At 59.7% G+C, this 16,241-nt stretch carries 16 protein-coding genes; 7 read left to right on the top strand and 9 right to left on the bottom strand.

The genetic code is table 11. From position 1 onward, the window contains the following. The first annotated feature begins 12 nt into the window (after positions 1–12). Positions 13–1,194, top strand: coding sequence for a CaiB/BaiF CoA transferase family protein (locus ACVBEG_RS19700; RefSeq protein ID WP_447108230.1), 1,182 nt, complete (start codon positions 13–15; stop codon positions 1,192–1,194). A gap of 170 nt (positions 1,195–1,364) precedes the next feature. Here ACVBEG_RS19700 and ACVBEG_RS19695 read toward each other — a convergent pair whose 3' ends face one another. Then, positions 1,365–1,859: a SprT family zinc-dependent metalloprotease gene (locus ACVBEG_RS19695; RefSeq protein ID WP_219063952.1), complete on the bottom strand. Its 495-nt coding sequence runs from the start codon at positions 1,857–1,859 to the stop codon at positions 1,365–1,367. Positions 1,860–1,995: 136 nt separating this feature from the next. After that, positions 1,996–2,598: a Yip1 family protein gene (locus tag ACVBEG_RS19690; protein WP_322181124.1), complete on the bottom strand. Its 603-nt coding sequence runs from the start codon at positions 2,596–2,598 to the stop codon at positions 1,996–1,998. A gap of 285 nt (positions 2,599–2,883) precedes the next feature. Here ACVBEG_RS19690 and ttcA point away from each other — a divergent pair, with 285 nt between their 5' ends. Further along, a complete protein-coding gene (gene ttcA, locus ACVBEG_RS19685) occupies positions 2,884–3,708 on the top strand; it encodes a tRNA 2-thiocytidine(32) synthetase TtcA (RefSeq protein ID WP_322217530.1) in 825 nt (274 codons plus the stop codon). An 87-nt stretch (positions 3,709–3,795) separates the two neighbouring features. Beyond that, on the top strand, positions 3,796–4,467 hold the full coding sequence (locus ACVBEG_RS19680) for a DNA-3-methyladenine glycosylase I (RefSeq protein WP_447108229.1): 672 nt from the start codon (positions 3,796–3,798) through the stop codon (positions 4,465–4,467). Positions 4,468–4,499: 32 nt separating this feature from the next. Here ACVBEG_RS19680 and ACVBEG_RS19675 read toward each other — a convergent pair whose 3' ends face one another. The 3 genes from ACVBEG_RS19675 to arsC are packed head-to-tail and all read right to left on the bottom strand — an operon-like array spanning position 4,500 to position 5,864. Then, positions 4,500–4,916 carry a DUF2069 domain-containing protein gene (locus tag ACVBEG_RS19675; protein ID WP_322181118.1) on the bottom strand — a complete coding sequence of 139 codons (417 nt, stop codon included), beginning with the start codon at positions 4,914–4,916 and terminating at the stop codon, positions 4,500–4,502. Then, positions 4,909–5,514, bottom strand: a complete 606-nt coding sequence (wrbA, locus tag ACVBEG_RS19670) for an NAD(P)H:quinone oxidoreductase (RefSeq protein ID WP_322181116.1) — start codon at positions 5,512–5,514, stop codon at positions 4,909–4,911. The genes ACVBEG_RS19675 and wrbA overlap by 8 nt, the downstream gene beginning before the upstream one ends. After that, positions 5,511–5,864 (bottom strand): arsenate reductase (glutaredoxin), encoded by a 354-nt coding sequence (gene arsC / locus ACVBEG_RS19665; protein WP_322181114.1) that lies wholly within the window; start codon positions 5,862–5,864, stop codon positions 5,511–5,513. Before arsC ends, wrbA begins: the two co-directional genes overlap by 4 nt. Before the next feature lie 115 nt (positions 5,865–5,979). On the opposite strand from arsC, the gene ACVBEG_RS19660 reads away from it, so the two are divergent. Beyond that, complete coding sequence (locus tag ACVBEG_RS19660; RefSeq protein ID WP_322217527.1) at positions 5,980–6,447, top strand: TlpA disulfide reductase family protein; 468 nt, start codon at positions 5,980–5,982, stop codon at positions 6,445–6,447. Positions 6,448–6,553: 106 nt separating this feature from the next. Here ACVBEG_RS19660 and ACVBEG_RS19655 read toward each other — a convergent pair whose 3' ends face one another. The 4 genes from ACVBEG_RS19655 to ACVBEG_RS19640 all read right to left on the bottom strand — a co-directional run bounded on the left by ACVBEG_RS19655 (position 6,554) and on the right by ACVBEG_RS19640 (position 11,264). Then, positions 6,554–6,958, bottom strand: coding sequence for an META domain-containing protein (locus ACVBEG_RS19655; protein ID WP_322181110.1), 405 nt, complete (start codon positions 6,956–6,958; stop codon positions 6,554–6,556). After that, positions 6,955–7,392 (bottom strand): hypothetical protein, encoded by a 438-nt coding sequence (locus ACVBEG_RS19650; RefSeq protein ID WP_322181108.1) that lies wholly within the window; start codon positions 7,390–7,392, stop codon positions 6,955–6,957. The genes ACVBEG_RS19655 and ACVBEG_RS19650 overlap by 4 nt, the downstream gene beginning before the upstream one ends. Before the next feature lie 42 nt (positions 7,393–7,434). Next, positions 7,435–8,424 carry a 2-hydroxyacid dehydrogenase gene (locus tag ACVBEG_RS19645; RefSeq protein WP_322181106.1) on the bottom strand — a complete coding sequence of 330 codons (990 nt, stop codon included), beginning with the start codon at positions 8,422–8,424 and terminating at the stop codon, positions 7,435–7,437. 86 nt (positions 8,425–8,510) lie between these two features. After that, complete coding sequence (locus tag ACVBEG_RS19640; RefSeq protein WP_322181104.1) at positions 8,511–11,264, bottom strand: response regulator; 2,754 nt, start codon at positions 11,262–11,264, stop codon at positions 8,511–8,513. 310 nt (positions 11,265–11,574) lie between these two features. Here ACVBEG_RS19640 and cysM point away from each other — a divergent pair, with 310 nt between their 5' ends. From cysM to relA, 3 genes are all read left to right on the top strand, one after another. Continuing rightward, complete coding sequence (gene cysM / locus ACVBEG_RS19635) at positions 11,575–12,477, top strand: cysteine synthase CysM (protein ID WP_322181102.1); 903 nt, start codon at positions 11,575–11,577, stop codon at positions 12,475–12,477. Continuing rightward, positions 12,477–13,832: a 23S rRNA (uracil(1939)-C(5))-methyltransferase RlmD gene (gene rlmD, locus ACVBEG_RS19630; RefSeq protein ID WP_323569003.1), complete on the top strand. Its 1,356-nt coding sequence runs from the start codon at positions 12,477–12,479 to the stop codon at positions 13,830–13,832. The genes cysM and rlmD overlap by 1 nt, the downstream gene beginning before the upstream one ends. Positions 13,833–13,993: 161 nt before the next feature. Beyond that, the gene (relA, locus tag ACVBEG_RS19625) at positions 13,994–16,237 is read left to right on the top strand and encodes a GTP diphosphokinase (RefSeq protein WP_322217522.1); all 2,244 of its coding nucleotides are present in this window, start codon (positions 13,994–13,996) and stop codon (positions 16,235–16,237) included. Positions 16,238–16,241: the final 4 nt, after the last annotated feature.

The raw sequence follows: 16,241 nt of genomic DNA, 5'->3' as shown, positions 1-16,241 counted from the left end.
AAGGGAGTAAGCATGCAAGGGCCATTGTCATCGCTCAAGATTCTCGATTTTTCCACCTTGTTGCCGGGACCGTTCGCTTCGTTGCTGCTCGCCGACATGGGGGCTGACGTATTGCGCATCGAATCGCCGACGCGCATGGACCTTCTGAAACTGTTGCCGCCTCACGATCACGGGACGTCAGCCAGCCACGCCTACCTCAATCGCAACAAGCGCAGCTTCGCCCTCGACTTGAAGCAACCGCAGGCGCTCGAGGTGATCCGCCAGTTGGTGGCTGAATACGACATCGTGCTCGAACAGTTTCGACCGGGTGTCATGGCACGCCTGGGGCTGGGCTACGAGGCGTTGAAGGCGATCAACCCGAAACTGATTTATGTGTCGATCACCGGCTATGGCCAGACAGGCCCTTATCGGGATCGCGCCGGGCATGACATCAACTACCTTGCACTGTCGGGCATCGCCAGCTACACCGGGCGCCTGGACAGTGGTCCGGTGCCGTTGGGCATTCAGGCGGCGGATGTGGCGGGAGGGTCGCTGCATGGAGTGGTGGGTCTGCTGGCCGCCGTGGTCGCACGCCAGCAAACCGGGCTCGGGCAATATGTGGATGTCAGCATGACTGACTGTGTGTTCAGTCTGAATGCCATGGCCGGGGCGGGTTATCTGGCGTGCGGTGTGGAGCCGGCCCGGGAAAGCCAGATGCTCAATGGCGGCAGTTTTTATGATTATTACTGCTGTCGAGATGGCCGCTGGTTCTCCGTGGGCAGCCTGGAACCAGCGTTCATGCAACCCTTGTGCGTCGCGCTGGGTCGCCCGGAGTTGGCCGCGCTCGGCCTGTCGTCGAGCCCCGAGGTGCAGGCCTCATTGAAGGACGAGCTGAAAATTGAATTCGAGAAACGCTCTTTTGAAGAGCTGCGCGCGTGCTTTGCCGGTCTGGATGCGTGTGTCGAACCGGTGCTGAGCGTTGCCGAGGCAATCGAGCATCCACAATTACAGGCGCGTGAGCTGGTCTGCCAAGTGCCCCGTGAAGACGGCAGCTTGCAGGCGCAGATGGCCTGCCCGCTGAAGTTCTCCGACGGCCTGCCCGAGCCCCGGCATATCGGTGCGACGTTGGGTGCGCACAGTGAGGAAGTGCTGGCGGGGTTGGGTTACAGCGCTGAGCGGATCGCTGAATTGCGGGCGGCGGGGGTTATTGCCTGACCGCTTTCGCGAGTGAACTCACCCACACCGCCTGCACACAGGCGCAGTTCAAAGCCCGTGCCGGGCTTGTTCGCAGACAAGTCAGCGCCTAAAAATAATGTTCTATTTCAAATGGTTATGGGTTTTTTGATAGGCGAGAATGGCTGTGCGCGGAGTACCTGGCTCTCTCATCACTCGACCCGCACTTCTCCACTGAACACCAAGGTCTCCCGGCAGCGACGGCACAAATAGCGTCGGCCTTTCCCGACCAGCAGGTGGCGCTGGGCGGAGAACGGGAAATCGCTGTTTGCGCAGGGGCAGCGGTAGATGTAGCGGGTCATGCGGCGACGTTTGATCGCGTAAGTGTGGCAGCGATTGGGCGGGAGTTCGTATACCCCGCGCATGATCAATTGCCATTCTTCGCCGTGGGGCTGAATACGCTCGCCAAACAATTGATGGGCGATCAAGTGCGCGACTTCGTGGGCGACCGTCTGCTTGAGAAAATCTTCACTGTTTTCCCGGTACAGCTGCGGGTTGAAGCGCAACAGATTCTCGTGCAGATGGGCAACACCCGCTTTTTGACCGCGCAGCTTGAGGCTGACCACCGGCCGTTTGAAGGGGCGTTTGAAAAAGGCTTCGGCTTGCTGATAACAGACTTCGACGCGGGTATTGAGCTGCTCGGGCATTCTTAAAGGCTCTCCAGAGGTGGCCAGTATGCCGTAAAGCCCTGGCCTGCCGAAAACTGAAGGCGCCCAATGGTCATGGTTAAACGCATGAGCCGCCTCAAAGGCGGCTCATGGTCAACGGTTAACCGTCAGTCAGTCAGTTAGTGTATTCAGGCCCTACACCGACGCCCCACAGGACGACGGTGAACGCCATGATGGCGACCAGCACCACCAGGCCCACGGCCAATACGGAGCTTGAGAACATGAAGCCCTCATCGGAAGGGATGTTCATGAACGTCGGCAAGCCGACGTATAGCAGATAAACCGTGTAACAAACGGCCGCGAGGCCGACGATCATTCCCAGCCACATATGCGGATACAGGGCCGCCAGCCCGCCAATGAACAGCGGTGTTGCGGTGTAGGTGGCGAAGGCGACACAGCGCGCCAGGCTCGGACTGGCGTCGTACGTGCGCGCCATCCAGTGGATGAATGCTCCCATGACGGCCACGCCAGCCAGCATGGCAATGTAGGACATGATGGTCATCCACAGCGCGCTTACGGGGGTCAGCATGACCGCCGCTCGACTGCCAATCACCCAGCCCACCTGAGTGGTGCCGATATAAGCCGAAACTGCGGGAATCGCCGCAAGAATCAGGGTATGCGTGAGGTACATGTGGCCGATGCTTTCTTCTTTTTCGCCACGTATTTGCTGCCATTCTTGATCAGGATGGGTGAACAGTCCGATAACGTGATGGATCATGCCGGTCACTCCTTTTTGTTTTACCGTCGCCCCCCAGCGGAGCGCCTGTCGGGCCTAAGTGCCACGGCAGGTGTAAGGCCACAGCCTCGATACAGGAATGGGTGCGACCCTATGACGCAGTATAGGAAGGGAAGACGCAGCCCTTTAGAGTAAATTGTGCTCGAGAGACTGCTGTTAATCGCAATGCGCTATTTGAGTGCCAACAATAAATCGGCATGCGCCTATGATCCTTGTCGCGTAAAATGCCGGCCTTTTACCGAGTCATCGTTAGCGGATATCTGCGCCATGGGCACCCTTTCAGTCAATCAGAACAAACTGCAGAAACGTCTGCGTCGGCTCGCGGGCGAAGCAGTGGCCGACTTCAACATGATTGAGGAAGGCGACAAGATCATGGTGTGTCTGTCGGGCGGTAAAGACAGCTATACCCTGCTTGATGTGCTGCTGCATTTTCAGAAAGTGGCGCCGATCAAATTCGATATCGTCGTTGTCAACATGGACCAGAAACAGCCAGGCTTCCCCGAGCATGTGCTGCCTGCGTACCTCGAGGCGTTGGGTGTGGAGTACCACATCGTCGAAAAAGACACCTATTCGCTGGTCAAAAAGCTTATCCCCGAAGGCAAGACCACGTGCTCGCTGTGTTCGCGCCTGCGCCGTGGCACGCTGTACACCTTTGCCGATGAAATCGGCGCGACCAAGATGGCGCTGGGGCATCACCGCAACGACATCATCGAGACCTTTTTTCTCAACCTGTTCTTCACGGGCACGCTCAAGGCCATGCCGCCCAAACTGCGGGCTGACGATGGTCGTAATGTGGTGATTCGTCCGCTGGCGTACTGCAACGAGCGTGATATTCAGGCTTTTTCCGATCTGAAAGCGTTTCCGATCATTCCGTGCAACCTCTGCGGTTCTCAGCAAAACCTGCAGCGTCAGGTGGTCAAGGACATGCTGTCGGAGTGGGAACGCACGACCCCAGGCCGTACCGAAAGCATCTTCAGTGCGTTGCAGAACGTGCAGCCGTCGCAACTGGCGGACCGTACTCTGTTCGACTTCGCCAACCTGCGGATCGATGAAACCGCAGCCTCGCGCTTCGTCAATGTCGTGAACCTCTGATCGATCTCGACACTCTGTTCTATTTGCTGCCTGACACCTAGCCTCGGCGAGATGTCAGACCTCTATCAATTGTCAGTAGGAAAGGGCATGCGCGATTACAAATGGCTTCATGAATATTGCCTGAACCGCTTTGGCTCGGCCTCGGCGCTTGAAGCACATCTGCCCGTGCCCAATTCCCCGGCGCAACTTCGCGCAATCAGCAATGACCGTTACCTGTCGGCCCTCGCCCGACGGGTGTTTCGCGCCGGCCTCAAGCACAGCCTGGTAGACGCCAAATGGCCGATGTTCGAAGAAGTGTTCTTTCGCTTCGATCCCGAGAAGGTCGTGCTGATGGGCGCCGAGCACCTGGAGCGCCTGATGCAGGACGCACGAATCATTCGCCATTTGGGCAAACTGAAAAGTGTGCCACGCAATGCGCAGATGATTCTGGACATCAGTAAGGAGAAGGGCAGCTTTGGTAATTTCATCGCCGATTGGCCAGTGACCGATATCGTCGGCCTGTGGAAGTACCTGGCCAAACACGGGCATCAATTGGGCGGGATGTCAGCGCCGAGTTTTCTGCGCATGGTCGGCAAGGACACGTTCATCCCGACCTACGACGTGGTCGCCGGGCTCAACGCACAGGGCATCATCGACAAAGTGCCCACCAGCCTCAAGGACCTCGCCACCGTGCAAGGTGCGTTCAACCAGTGGCACGCAGAGAGTGGGCGGCCGATGTGTCAGCTGTCGTTGATGCTGGCGGATACGGTCAACCACTGACATCGCATCAAGCCATTCGCGATGACGGTCTGTCAGACGGCGCCTTCCCCCGCCAGCTTGCGGTTGTACTGAAAACGCCAGCGCACATACAGCAACGCGCTGACGAACACTGCCAGACTCGAAAGCATCTCCAGTGCACCGAACAGGCTGCGGTTCGGGTCGTAAACGGCCAGTGCGCCTTTGATGAAGTACAGGTTGATCACAAAGCAGGTCCACGAATGGCCGCGGGCGCTGCCGCTGATCATGCCAGGAGCGAGCAGGATCAATGGCACCAGTTCGATGAGCAGGATCACCCAGGGGCGCGCGCCATGCAGGTCGGCGAAGATCAGGTAGTACGCAGCCAGCAGCAAGATCAGGCCGAAAAAACAGATCAGGCTGGCGATCCGGCTCAGGCGCACTCGCGGCTCCAGCCATTCCAGCGCGGGCAGGACTTTAGGCTTTTTAGCCACGAGGCGTCTCCAACAATAAAGCGGTTTTAGCCAGGCGCTGACCGAGCGCGCGACACAGGGTGATTTCGTGTTGATCCAGCGCGCGTTTACCATCGGCACCGGCATGGTGGCTGGCGCCATAAGGCGTGCCACCGCCGCTGGTTTCCAGCAACGCGGCTTCACTGTAGGGCAGTCCTGCGACCAGCATGCCGTGGTGCAGCAACGGCAATAGCATCGACATCAGCGTGGTTTCCTGGCCGCCATGCAGGCTGGCCGTGGACGTGAACACGCTGGCGGGCTTGCCCACCAAGGCGCCGGTCAGCCACAGGGTGCTGGTGCCGTCGAGGAAGTATTTCAGCGGCGCGGCCATGTTACCGAAGCGCGTCGGGCTGCCCAGAGCCAGGCCGGAGCAGTTTTTCAGGTCGTCGAGGCTGGCATATAAGCAGCCTTGCTCGGGGATGCTTGGCGCGACCGCTTCGATTTCGGACGAGATCGCGGGCACGGTGCGCAGTCGCGCTTCCATGCCACCCAACTCGATACCCCGGGCAATCTGCCGAGCCATCTCGCTGGTCGAGCCGTTGCGGCTGTAGAACAAGACCAGGATGTACGGGGCACTCATGCCAGGATCTCCAGCACGCGTTCTGGTGGGCGGCCAATGACGGCTTTGTCGCCAGCCACTAGAATCGGCCGCTCGATCAATTTCGGGTGGGCGGCCATGGCGGCAATCAGTTGCTCGTCGCTCAGGTGGGTGTCCGCCAGGCTCAGGGCTTTGTATTCATCTTCACCGGTCCGCAGCAGTTCCCGGGCGCCGATGCCCAGTTTTCCCAGCAGGTCGCGCAATTGCGCGGTGTCTGGCGGGGTGTCCAGGTAGCGGATGATGGTCGGCGTCAGGCCGCGGGCCTCAAGCAGTTCCAGCGCGCCGCGAGATTTCGAGCAGCGCGGGTTGTGATAAAGCGTCAGATCGGTCATTTGCGGGTCGCATCTTGCGTAAGGTGGCGGCTATTCTACCTGTGTGAGGACTGCTCCTGAACCTTGGGCGGTGATTGGTCGCAGTTAAAGTGAATCTCTGGATAAGGAAGGGCACATGACAAGGCGATTGGCAGCGATAGCAGCGCTCATCGGCAGTTTGCTGCTCAGTGGTTGTGGCGCAGACCTGGGGCCTGATCAAAACGGGCAGAAGGTTGCCAGCGAGCGTGTCGACAAGCATTGGCTGGTGATCAATTACTGGGCTGAGTGGTGTGGGCCATGCCGGACGGAGATCCCGGAACTCAACGCGTTGGCCGATCAGCTCAAAGACAGGCAGGTGAGTGTGTTCGGGGTCAACTTCGACGGCCTGCAAGGCGAAGACCTGAAGTCCGCCACTGCCGCGCTGGGTATCACCTTCACTGTCCTGGCTCTGGACCCGGCCGAACGTTACGACCTGCCCCACAGCGAAGCGCTGCCGGTGACGTATATCATTGATGACAAGGGCAAGGTGCGGGAGCAATTGCTTGGTGAGCAGACCGCAGCCGGTGTGAGTCAGCGGTTGGCGGTATTGCGGGGCGAGGGGTAACGCAGGTCAGTCACCGCGAGCCGTTCGCGAATGAGTTCACTCCCACAAGGCTGGAGACCTCTGCGAGAGTGAATTCATTCGAGAAGGCGGTACAGCCGCTATTAAATCAGCTGTCTTCCAGCCAAAACCGTAGCGGTTTTCCTTCGGCAGGCCAGAGGCGCAGTTGGTCGATCGGCGAGATGTCCCAGCGCTGCACTTTGGTCAGTGCGTCGAGGAAGCGTTGTTCTTGCTCCATCAGGGCGGGCGCGCACATCTTGCGGGTGCTGCCGACCATGCCGAAGCTGATCGTGTCGTCCTCCACCGTATACGGCGCGAACCAATGGTTGCAGCCTGCAGTGCCGTAGGCACGACCGTCCTCACCAAGGGTCATGGTCAGGTGGCTGCGGTCGATCAGCGGATTTTCACCGATCCATTCCAGCATGTAGCCCCGATCGCGTGTCAATTCTACCGGCTTGGCGGCGCAGCCCATCAGGGTGCTGCCGAGCAGGCCAAACAGGACGGCGCGAATCATGCGGCTTTCTCCTGGCATTTCGGGCAAAAGTGCTTGTCACCTTCGGTTTTCCAGCCCAGCTCGGCAATGCGAGCGGCGGCAGCCGGCTTTTGTGCTTTGATGCCGAGCTTGGCATCGACCGCGAACTCGACGTTCAGCTCGGTCGCGCAACCGTTGCAACTGGCCTTCCACTGATGAATCGCCAGTTCAGCGAAGACCGGACCCTGCGCCACCGCGACCCATTGGCCGCGAGGGTTGATCAGGTGCCGGACTTTTTCCACGGTCAGGCGCATGGACAAGTCCTTGCTCCCTTTGAGCGTGACCAAAAGCACGTCATCCGCGTGGATCGAGCCGCCGTTGCCGGTGACTTGATAACGACCGGGGGCCAGCGCGCGGCATTCGATCAGCGTGTGTTGTGGGTTAAACAGGGTGTAGCGGAAATCGTGTTCGACCATGGGTCCTCCAAATCTGCGCGCATCCTATCATGCAGCCTGTTATTAACCCTCGACCAGATTCTGCGGCGAACCCTCGGCCCAGGCGGCAATATTGTCCAGAGTGGTCTGCGCAATGGCTCCCAGCGCTTCTCGGGTCAGAAAAGCCTGATGAGCGGTAACGATCACGTTGGGAAACGTCAGCAGGCGAGCCAGCACATCGTCCTGCAGTGGCAGGTCGGAACGGTCTTTGAAGAACAATTGCGCTTCTTCTTCATACACATCCAGCCCCAGATAACCCAATTGCCCGCTTTTTAGCGCTTCGATCAGCGCCGGTGTGTCGACCAGCGCGCCGCGACCGGTGTTGATCAGCATCGCACCGGGCTGCATCTGCGCCAGGGACGTGCTGTTGATCAGGTGTTTGCTGTGCGCGGTCAGCGGGCAGTGCAGGCTGATGATCTGCGCCTGCGCCAGCAAGTCCGGCAAACTCAGGTAGCGCGCGCCCAAGGCTTCGACCTGCGGATTAGGGTAGGGGTCATGAGCCAACAGCGTGCAGCCGAACCCGGACATGATCCGGGCGAAGGTCGCGCCGATCTGCCCGGTGCCGACGACGCCCACGGTTTTACCCACCAGATCGAAGCCGGTCAGCCCATGCAGGGTGAAGTCACCGTCGCGGGTGCGGTTGTACGCACGGTGCAGATGACGGTTAAGGGCCAGAATCAAGGCCACGGCATGTTCGGCCACGGCGTGCGGAGAGTAGGCCGGCACGCGCACGACCTTGAGCCCGAGGGCGTGCGCCGTTGCCAGGTTTACATGGTTATAACCCGCCGAGCGCAAGGCGATCAGGCGCGTACCGCCTGCGGCCAGTTGTTCGAGTACGGGCGCGCTGAGGTCGTCATTGATGAAGGCACAGACCACTGGGTAGTGGTTGGCCAGGGCAACCGTGTCCAGATTCAGGCGTGCCGGTTGGAAATGCAGATCCACACCCGCCGGTAAGCGGGCCGCGAGAAAGCTTTCGCGGTCATAGTTCTGACTGCTGAATAAAAGGATGCGCATAAAATCTCCTTGTGGCGATGCTCCCTTGCAGGAGCCCGCTTGCCCGCTATAACGTCAGAAGGACGTTCATGCAAACGGATCACCCTTCAAGCGGTCACTCGTGCTTCGACGGCCAGCCGTGTGATAGCCATGTCCAGTTCGTCGAGGGCGGCGTTGGCCTCGGGTGCATCCTGCTTGAGTAAGGTTTCACTGCGTTGACAGGCTGCGCGCAGTTGCGGCACCCCGCAATAACGGGTTGCGCCATGCAGGCGATGGACCCTTTCGATCAGTGCCAGTTTGTCGTGGGCATCGCGGGCATCGCGGATGGCGTCACGGTCGGTGTCCAGAGAGGCCAGAAGCATCGCTAGCATGTCCGCTGCCAGGTCAGGCTTGCCCGCTGCCAGGCGCAAGCCTTCTTCAGGGTCGAGCACCTGCAGGTCGATGCCGTGATGTGTGCTTTCGCTGTGACGTTTCGGCACATGATTGCGCAGTGCCAGCCCGGTCCATTTGAGCACCACTTGGGCCAATTGCCGCTCACTGATGGGCTTGGTCAGGTAGTCGTCCATGCCGCTTTGCAGCAGGGCGCGCTTTTCGTTGGCCATGGCATGGGCGGTGAGGGCCACGATCGGTAGCGAAGTACTCTGCTGTTCGACCTCCCAGGCCCGGATCGTTTCAGTGGCTTGGCGCCCGTCCATACCGGGCATCTGTACGTCCATCAGCACCAGATCGAAGGTTTCTTTCTGTATCGCCTTGACCGCGGCATAACCACTGTCGACGGCCAGCACTTTGGCGCCCATGTCTTCAAGCAGTGTTTGCACCAGCAACAGGTTGGCCGGGTTGTCATCGACGCAGAGCAAGTGCGGTGGCCGACTGGACAGGGGGGTAGAGGTATCGATGCGCTGTTGTTTGGGGCTGATCAGTTCGGACAGGCTGCGCCGCAGCTTGCGCGTGCAGGCCGGTTTTACCTGTAACTGGCTGTGGGCGTTGGGCACGGCCAACTGGAATTGCGCCTGCTCGGTGGTCGGGCACAGCACCAGGACCTTGCAGCCGAGGTTTTCAAGGTCCCAGATATGCTGGCGCAGCCGTTCGGGCGGCAGTTCGTGGGCGGTGATGCCCAGCACCGTCAGGTCGATAGCCTGTGCTGTTTGATACGCAGCAGTGACCCCGTTGATCAGGCTTTCCAGGTTGTTGAAAACCACCGCTTCCAGACCGCAATCTTCCAGCTGGTGCTGCAAGGCCTGACGTGCGAGTTCATGATTTTCCAGCACCGCGACCCGACGCCCGAGAAGGGGCGGGGATGGCAGGTCTTCCAGGTCATCGCGGGCTTTGGGCAGGTTCAGGCTGATCCAGAACTCGGAACCTTCACCCGGCGTACTGTCGACCCCTATTTCGCCGCCCATTTGCTCGATCAGTCGTTTGGAAATGACCAGTCCCAACCCGGTGCCGCCCGGTTGCCGCGACAACGAATTGTCTGCCTGACTGAACGCCTGAAACAGCGACCGCACGTCTTGGCTGGACAGACCGATGCCGGTGTCCTGCACGCTGATGCGCAGTTGCACGCTGTCTTCTTGCTCATCTTCGAGCATGGCGCGGGCGACGATGGTGCCTTCGCGGGTGAACTTGATCGCATTGCTGACCAGATTGGTCAGGATCTGCCTGAGCCGCAGCGGATCTCCGAGCAGCGACAACGGTGTGTCGCGGTACACCAGGCTGACCAGTTCCAACTGTTTGGCATGGGCGGCCGGGGCAAGGATGGTCAGGACATCCTGCAGCAGGTCGCGCAGGTTGAACGGAACGCTGTCGAGCACCAGCTTGCCGGCTTCGATTTTCGAAAAATCGAGAATCTCGTTGATGATGCCCAGCAGGTTGTCGGCAGATTTTTCGATGGTGTCCAGATAATCCAGTTGGCGCGGGGTCAGCTCGCTTTTCTGCAGCAGATGAGTGAAGCCGAGAATGCCATTGAGCGGGGTGCGAATCTCGTGGCTCATGTTGGCGAGGAATTCGGATTTGATCCGGCTGGCCTCAAGCGCTTCTTTGCGCGCCAGGTCCAGCTCGATGTTCTGGATTTCGATGGTTTCCAGATTCTGCCGCACGTCTTCAGTGGCCTGATCGATGCTGTGCTGCAATTCTTCCTGGGCATTCTGCAAGGTCGCGGCCATGCGGTTGATACCGGAAGCCAGCTCATCCAGTTCCAGGCTGCCCAGTGGCGGCAGGCGTGTTTCAAGATTGCCGTCTTTGAGTTGCGCCACCGCCAATTTGATCCGGCTGATCGGCTCGTTGATGGTTCGGCTCATGCGGATCGCCACAATCGCAGTCAACACCAACCCCGTAACGATCAGTAGCAGACTGGCGAACAGGCTGCGATAGCCGCGCAACAAGGTCCCGTTATGGGACAGCTCCAGCTCGACCCAGCCGAGCAGACGGTCGGCCTCCTCAGGGATCAGAGCACCGCTCAGGTGGCGCTGGCGACCGAACACCGGCAGCAGATAGCGGGTGGCGTCGTTCCCGGAACGCTGCAGCAAGTGAGTGCTGTTGCCAATGGGGGACGGGTTGATCATGCTCGGCCCGGCATGGGCCAGCAGATCGCGGTCGGGGCCGAGAAAGGACACGGCGCGCACGTCTGTTTGCTCCAGCGCCTGCCCGGCGATGCGTTCGAGCAGCGCGCGGTCGCTATGGCCCAGCGCCGGGGCGGCCAGCGGTGCGAGTTCTTCGGCGATCATTTCACCGCGTTGCAGCAGCTGGCTTTGCAGGTCGGACAGTTGCATCCAGGTGAAGTAACCGCCCAACACCACTGCCATCAGCAGAGCGGGGACAATGGTCAACAGCAGCACACGGCCTTTGATACCCAGCTTTTTCAGCACGCTATTTCTCCAGCAGCCACGCCACTTTGTTCAAGACCGCATCCAGCGATCGATATTCCGGCAGTGTAGCGAGTTGCTCGCGGGCAATCTCGGCAAATTACCCACTTCTACGTCGGCCCAAATGGGAAGGCACGCTCTAGGCAGCCACCACGGTCGGCTGTTTCATTCGCGAAGGCTATTTATATAACGCAGCTGAGCCCGTATTGACTGCTTATATCTTTTCGCCCTATACAGCGCACTTTGCGTGATATGGGGTTTAGGCGTTTGCCGTTATGATAGGCGCCCCCGCAGTCTGGATTGCGAAGACGTCATGACCCTGCAGTATCAAACCATCGCCGACTGCGTCGGCAACACCCCGCTGGTCCGTTTGCAGCGCCTGCCGGGTGAGACTACTAATACCTTGCTGTTGAAGCTTGAGGGCAACAACCCTGCCGGATCGGTCAAGGATCGCCCGGCGCTGTCGATGATCACTCGCGCCGAATTGCGCGGGCAGATCCATCAGGGCGATACCCTGATCGAAGCGACTTCCGGCAACACCGGCATCGCGCTGGCCATGGCCGCCGCGATCAAAGGCTACCGGATGATTCTGATCATGCCGGATAATTCCAGTGCCGAACGCAAGGCGGCGATGACCGCTTATGGCGCCGAGCTGATTCTGGTCAGCAAGGACGAGGGCATGGAAGGTGCCCGCGACCTGGCTGAACGCATGCAGGCCGAAGGCCGTGGCAAGGTGCTCGATCAATTCGCCAACGGGGATAACCCGGAAGCGCATTACGTCAGCACCGGCCCGGAAATCTGGCAGCAGACTGGCGGCACCATCACCCATTTCATCAGTTCCATGGGCACCACGGGCACCATCATGGGTGTTTCGCGTTACCTCAAGGAGCAAAACCCCAAGGTGCAGATCATTGGTCTGCAACCGATGGACGGGGCCTCCATCCCCGGTATCCGTCGTTGGCCGACAGAATATCTGCCGAAGATCTACCAGGCCGACCGTGTCGACCGGATCGTCGATATGGCCCAGGCCGAAGCCGAAGACGTCATGCGCCGACTGGCCCGCGAAGAAGGCATTTTCTGTGGTGTGTCGTCCGGTGGTGCCGTTGCCGGGATGTTGCGCTTGTCCCGCGAAGTCGAGAATGCAGTCATGGTCGCTATCATTTGTGACCGAGGCGACCGTTACTTGTCGACCGGCGTCTACGATGTGCCTAACTGATGGCTAAGCAAGAGAGAGGCCTGCGCTTCCAGCCCACTGGCGGCACAAAGGTGCCCCAGGTGCCGACTGGGAAGAAGCAGCGGTTGACCATCGAGCGCCTGGCCAATGACGGACGCGGTATCGCATTCATCGAAGGCCGCACTTGGTTTGTGGCCGGCAGTCTGGCCGGTGAAGAGGTCGAGGCGCGGGTACTCAACGCCCACGGCAAAGTCGTGGAAGCCCGCACTGAGCGTGTATTCCAGCCCAGTCCTCTGCGCCGGCCGGCACCCTGCGTGCATTTCGGTCGGTGTGGCGGTTGCAGCGTCCAGCATTTGCCCCATAGCGAACAGCTTGCCCTGAAACAGCGCATGCTCGCCGAGCAGTTGACCCGGGTTGCAGGTGTCGAGCCTGAAGAGTGGGCAGCCCCCTTGACCGGTCCAGAGTTCGCCTACCGACGTCGGGCGCGCATCGCCGTACGCTGGGATGCCAAGGCCAAACGGCTTGATGTGGGATTCCGGGCCGCGGCCAGTCAGGACATCGTCGCCATCGACGAATGCCCGGTTCTGGTACAGGCCTTGCAACCTATCATGACCGAGTTGCCGGCCATGCTGCGTCGTTTCAGCAAGCCGCAGGTCGTCGGGCATGTCGAGTTGTTCAGCGGTTCGTCGACGGCGGTGCTTCTGCGCCATACCGCGCCGTTGGCCGAGGCCGATCTGGCGACCTTGATCGCTTTCTGTCAGACCCACGATGCCCAGCTTTGGCTGCACGGCGAGGGTGAGCCGCAACCGGTCGACCCGAGTCAGCAATTGGGCTATCGACTGGAACCGTGGAATTTGCAATTGGCCTACCGGCCGGGGGATTTCATTCAGGTCAACGCCGCGGTTAATGCCGCGATGGTTGCGCAGGCATTGGAATGGCTGGCGCCCACGGCGGACGAGCGGGTTCTGGACCTGTTCTGTGGGCTGGGTAACTTCGCTTTACCATTGGCCCGACAGGCCCGTGAAGTGGTGGCGGTAGAAGGCGTTGCGACCATGGTCGAACGTGCCACGGGTAATGCAATGAGCAATGAACTGCACAATGTGCAGTTCATTCAGGCCGATTTGATGCAGCCGTTGGCACACGCGAGCTGGGCCGAAAACGGCTTTTCTGCGGTACTTTTGGACCCACCGCGTGACGGTGCTTTTGAGGTGGTGCGCAAGCTGTCGACATTAGGTGCCAAGCGGTTACTTTATGTTTCATGTAACCCTGCAACTTTAGCGCGCGACACGGTCGAATTGATCAAGCAGGGCTATAGATTAAAACGCGCCGGAATTCTCGATATGTTCCCGCAAACGGCTCATGTCGAGGCGATGGCTTTATTTGAAGCGAGTAAGTGAGCGACACGGCTTAAGGAAATGAGTCAGCCGCTCACAGGGAATCTCGTTTAATCCGACTGGACCGCGGACGCACAGCCCTTGCCTGCCCAGCAAGGAGCGTTTGCTCAAGAAGCCCAGCGACTGAAGGCGCTTTTTATCGCGCCGTAGGGAAGGTAAGCAACATGGTACAGGTGAGAGCGCACCAGCCGATCAACACCGATGGCAGTATCAATCTTGATGCATGGCTCGATCATATAGTCAGCGTTGACCTTGCATTGGACCGACAGGCCTTGAAAGAGGCTTGCGAGTTTGCCCGCCATGCCGAGCAACAGGACAACGCCTCAAAGAATTTATGGGCAGAAGGGGCCTCCAGTTTCCAGTCTGGCCTGGAAATCGCCGAGATCCTCGCAGATCTCAAGCTCGATCAGGACTCACTGGTCGCTGCCGTGATCTACCGTGGCGTGCGCGAGGGCAAGATCCCCTTGGCGGACGTCAGTCAGCGTTTTGGTCCGACAGTGACTAAACTGATCGACGGCGTGCTTCGCATGGCGGCGATCAGTTCCAGTCTGAGCCCTCGCGAGTCGTTGGTGATGGGGTCTCAGGCCCAGGTAGAAAACCTGCGCAAGATGCTGGTGGCGATGGTCGATGACGTGCGCGTCCCGCTGATCAAGCTGGCCGAACGCACCTGCGCGATTCGTGCGGTCAAGAATGCCGACGAAGAAAAGCGCAACCGCGTGGCCCGGGAAGTGTTCGACATCTATGCGCCACTGGCGCACCGCTTGGGTATCGGGCACATCAAATGGGAGCTGGAGGATTTGTCCTTCCGCTACCTGGAACCCGAACAGTACAAACAGATTGCTAAATTGCTGCATGAGCGCCGCCTTGATCGCGAGCGTTTTATCAGCGAGGTCATGGGCCAACTGGAAAACGAACTGCTGAGTACCGGGGTGAAAGCCGATATCAGCGGTCGGGCCAAACACATCTATTCGATCTGGCGCAAAATGCAGCGCAAGGGTCTGGAGTTCAGCCAGATCTATGACGTGCGTGCCGTGCGCGTGTTAGTGCCTGAAATCCGCGACTGCTATACCGCGCTGGGCATCGTGCACACGCTTTGGCGGCACATCCCCAAGGAGTTTGACGACTACATCGCCAACCCCAAGGAAAACGGCTATCGCTCGCTGCACACTGCGGTCATTGGCCCCGAAGGCAAGGTGCTGGAAGTGCAAATCCGCACCCACGCCATGCACGAAGAGGCAGAGCTGGGCGTATGCGCGCACTGGCGCTACAAAGGCACCGACGTCAAATCCGGCTCTAATCAATACGAAGAGAAAATTTCCTGGCTGCGGCAGGTGCTCGAGTGGCATGAAGAGCTGGGTGATATCGGCGGATTGGCAGATCAACTGCGGGTCGATATCGAGCCCGACCGGGTGTACGTGTTCACCCCGGATGGCCATGCCATCGATCTGCCCAAAGGCTCGACGCCGCTGGACTTCGCTTATCGGGTGCACACCGAAATCGGTCACAACTGCCGTGGCGCCAAGATCAACGGGCGTATCGTGCCGCTCAACTACAGCCTGCAGACCGGTGAGCAGGTTGAGATCATCACCAGTAAACACGGTACGCCGAGTCGCGATTGGCTGAACTCGAACCTTGGCTATATCACCACCTCGCGGGCGCGGGCGAAGGTCGTCCACTGGTACAAATTGCAGGCGCGTGACCAGAACGTCTCGGCGGGTAAAACCCTGCTGGAGCGTGAACTGGCGCGCGTGGGATTGCCACAGGTGGATTTCGACAAATTGGCCGAAAAAGCCAATCTGAAAACCGCCGAAGACATGTTCGCCGCTCTGGGTGCTGGCGACCTGCGTCTGACGCAGCTGGTCAATGCTGCGCAGCAACTGGTCGAGCCGGAACGCGGCAACGAACAACTGGAGCTGATCCCGCGCAAAGCCACCGGCTACAAGCCCGGCAAGCGTGGCGATATCCAGATTCAGGGCGTCGGCAACTTGATGACGCAAATGGCCGGTTGCTGCCAACCGCTGCCCGGCGATGCCATTGTGGGCTACATCACGCAGGGCCGTGGCGTGAGCATTCACCGCCAGGACTGCGCGGCAGTGCTGCAGCTGGGCAGTCGCGAGCCGGAGCGGATCATCCAGGTCAACTGGGGCCCGGTGCCGGTGCTCACCTACCCGGTGGACATCGTCATCCGTGCCTATGATCGCTCCGGTTTGCTGCGTGACGTTTCTCAGGTTCTGCTCAACGAGCGGATCAACGTGCTGGCGGTCAATACCCGCTCGAACAAGGAAGACAACACCGCGCTGATGTCTCTGACCATCGAAATTCCGGGCCTGGATGCGCTAGGACGACTCCTGGGGCGGATCTCCCAGTTGCCGAACATCATCGAGACACGGCGTAACCGCACACCCTGAGTAC

It is taken from the genome of Pseudomonas sp. GG8 (assembly GCF_052976945.1).
Note: the sequence above shows the minus strand (reverse complement) of the source record. Positions and strands in the feature narration are given on the sequence as shown.

Bases quoted from the DNA above. Each gene is read 5' to 3' on its own strand.
- ACVBEG_RS19700 (WP_447108230.1), top strand. From the start codon at position 13: ATGCAAGGGCCATTGTCATCGCTCAAGATTCTCGATTTTTCCACCTTG.
- ACVBEG_RS19695 (WP_219063952.1), bottom strand. From the start codon at position 1,859: ATGCCCGAGCAGCTCAATACCCGCGTCGAAGTCTGTTATCAGCAAGCC.
- ACVBEG_RS19690 (WP_322181124.1), bottom strand. From the start codon at position 2,598: ATGATCCATCACGTTATCGGACTGTTCACCCATCCTGATCAAGAATGG.
- ttcA (WP_322217530.1), top strand. From the start codon at position 2,884: ATGGGCACCCTTTCAGTCAATCAGAACAAACTGCAGAAACGTCTGCGT.
- ACVBEG_RS19680 (WP_447108229.1), top strand. From the start codon at position 3,796: ATGCGCGATTACAAATGGCTTCATGAATATTGCCTGAACCGCTTTGGC.
- wrbA (WP_322181116.1), bottom strand. From the start codon at position 5,514: ATGAGTGCCCCGTACATCCTGGTCTTGTTCTACAGCCGCAACGGCTCG.
- arsC (WP_322181114.1), bottom strand. From the start codon at position 5,864: ATGACCGATCTGACGCTTTATCACAACCCGCGCTGCTCGAAATCTCGC.
- ACVBEG_RS19660 (WP_322217527.1), top strand. From the start codon at position 5,980: ATGACAAGGCGATTGGCAGCGATAGCAGCGCTCATCGGCAGTTTGCTG.
- ACVBEG_RS19655 (WP_322181110.1), bottom strand. From the start codon at position 6,958: ATGATTCGCGCCGTCCTGTTTGGCCTGCTCGGCAGCACCCTGATGGGC.
- ACVBEG_RS19650 (WP_322181108.1), bottom strand. From the start codon at position 7,392: ATGGTCGAACACGATTTCCGCTACACCCTGTTTAACCCACAACACACG.
- ACVBEG_RS19645 (WP_322181106.1), bottom strand. From the start codon at position 8,424: ATGCGCATCCTTTTATTCAGCAGTCAGAACTATGACCGCGAAAGCTTT.
- cysM (WP_322181102.1), top strand. From the start codon at position 11,575: ATGACCCTGCAGTATCAAACCATCGCCGACTGCGTCGGCAACACCCCG.
- rlmD (WP_323569003.1), top strand. From the start codon at position 12,477: ATGGCTAAGCAAGAGAGAGGCCTGCGCTTCCAGCCCACTGGCGGCACA.
- relA (WP_322217522.1), top strand. From the start codon at position 13,994: ATGGTACAGGTGAGAGCGCACCAGCCGATCAACACCGATGGCAGTATC.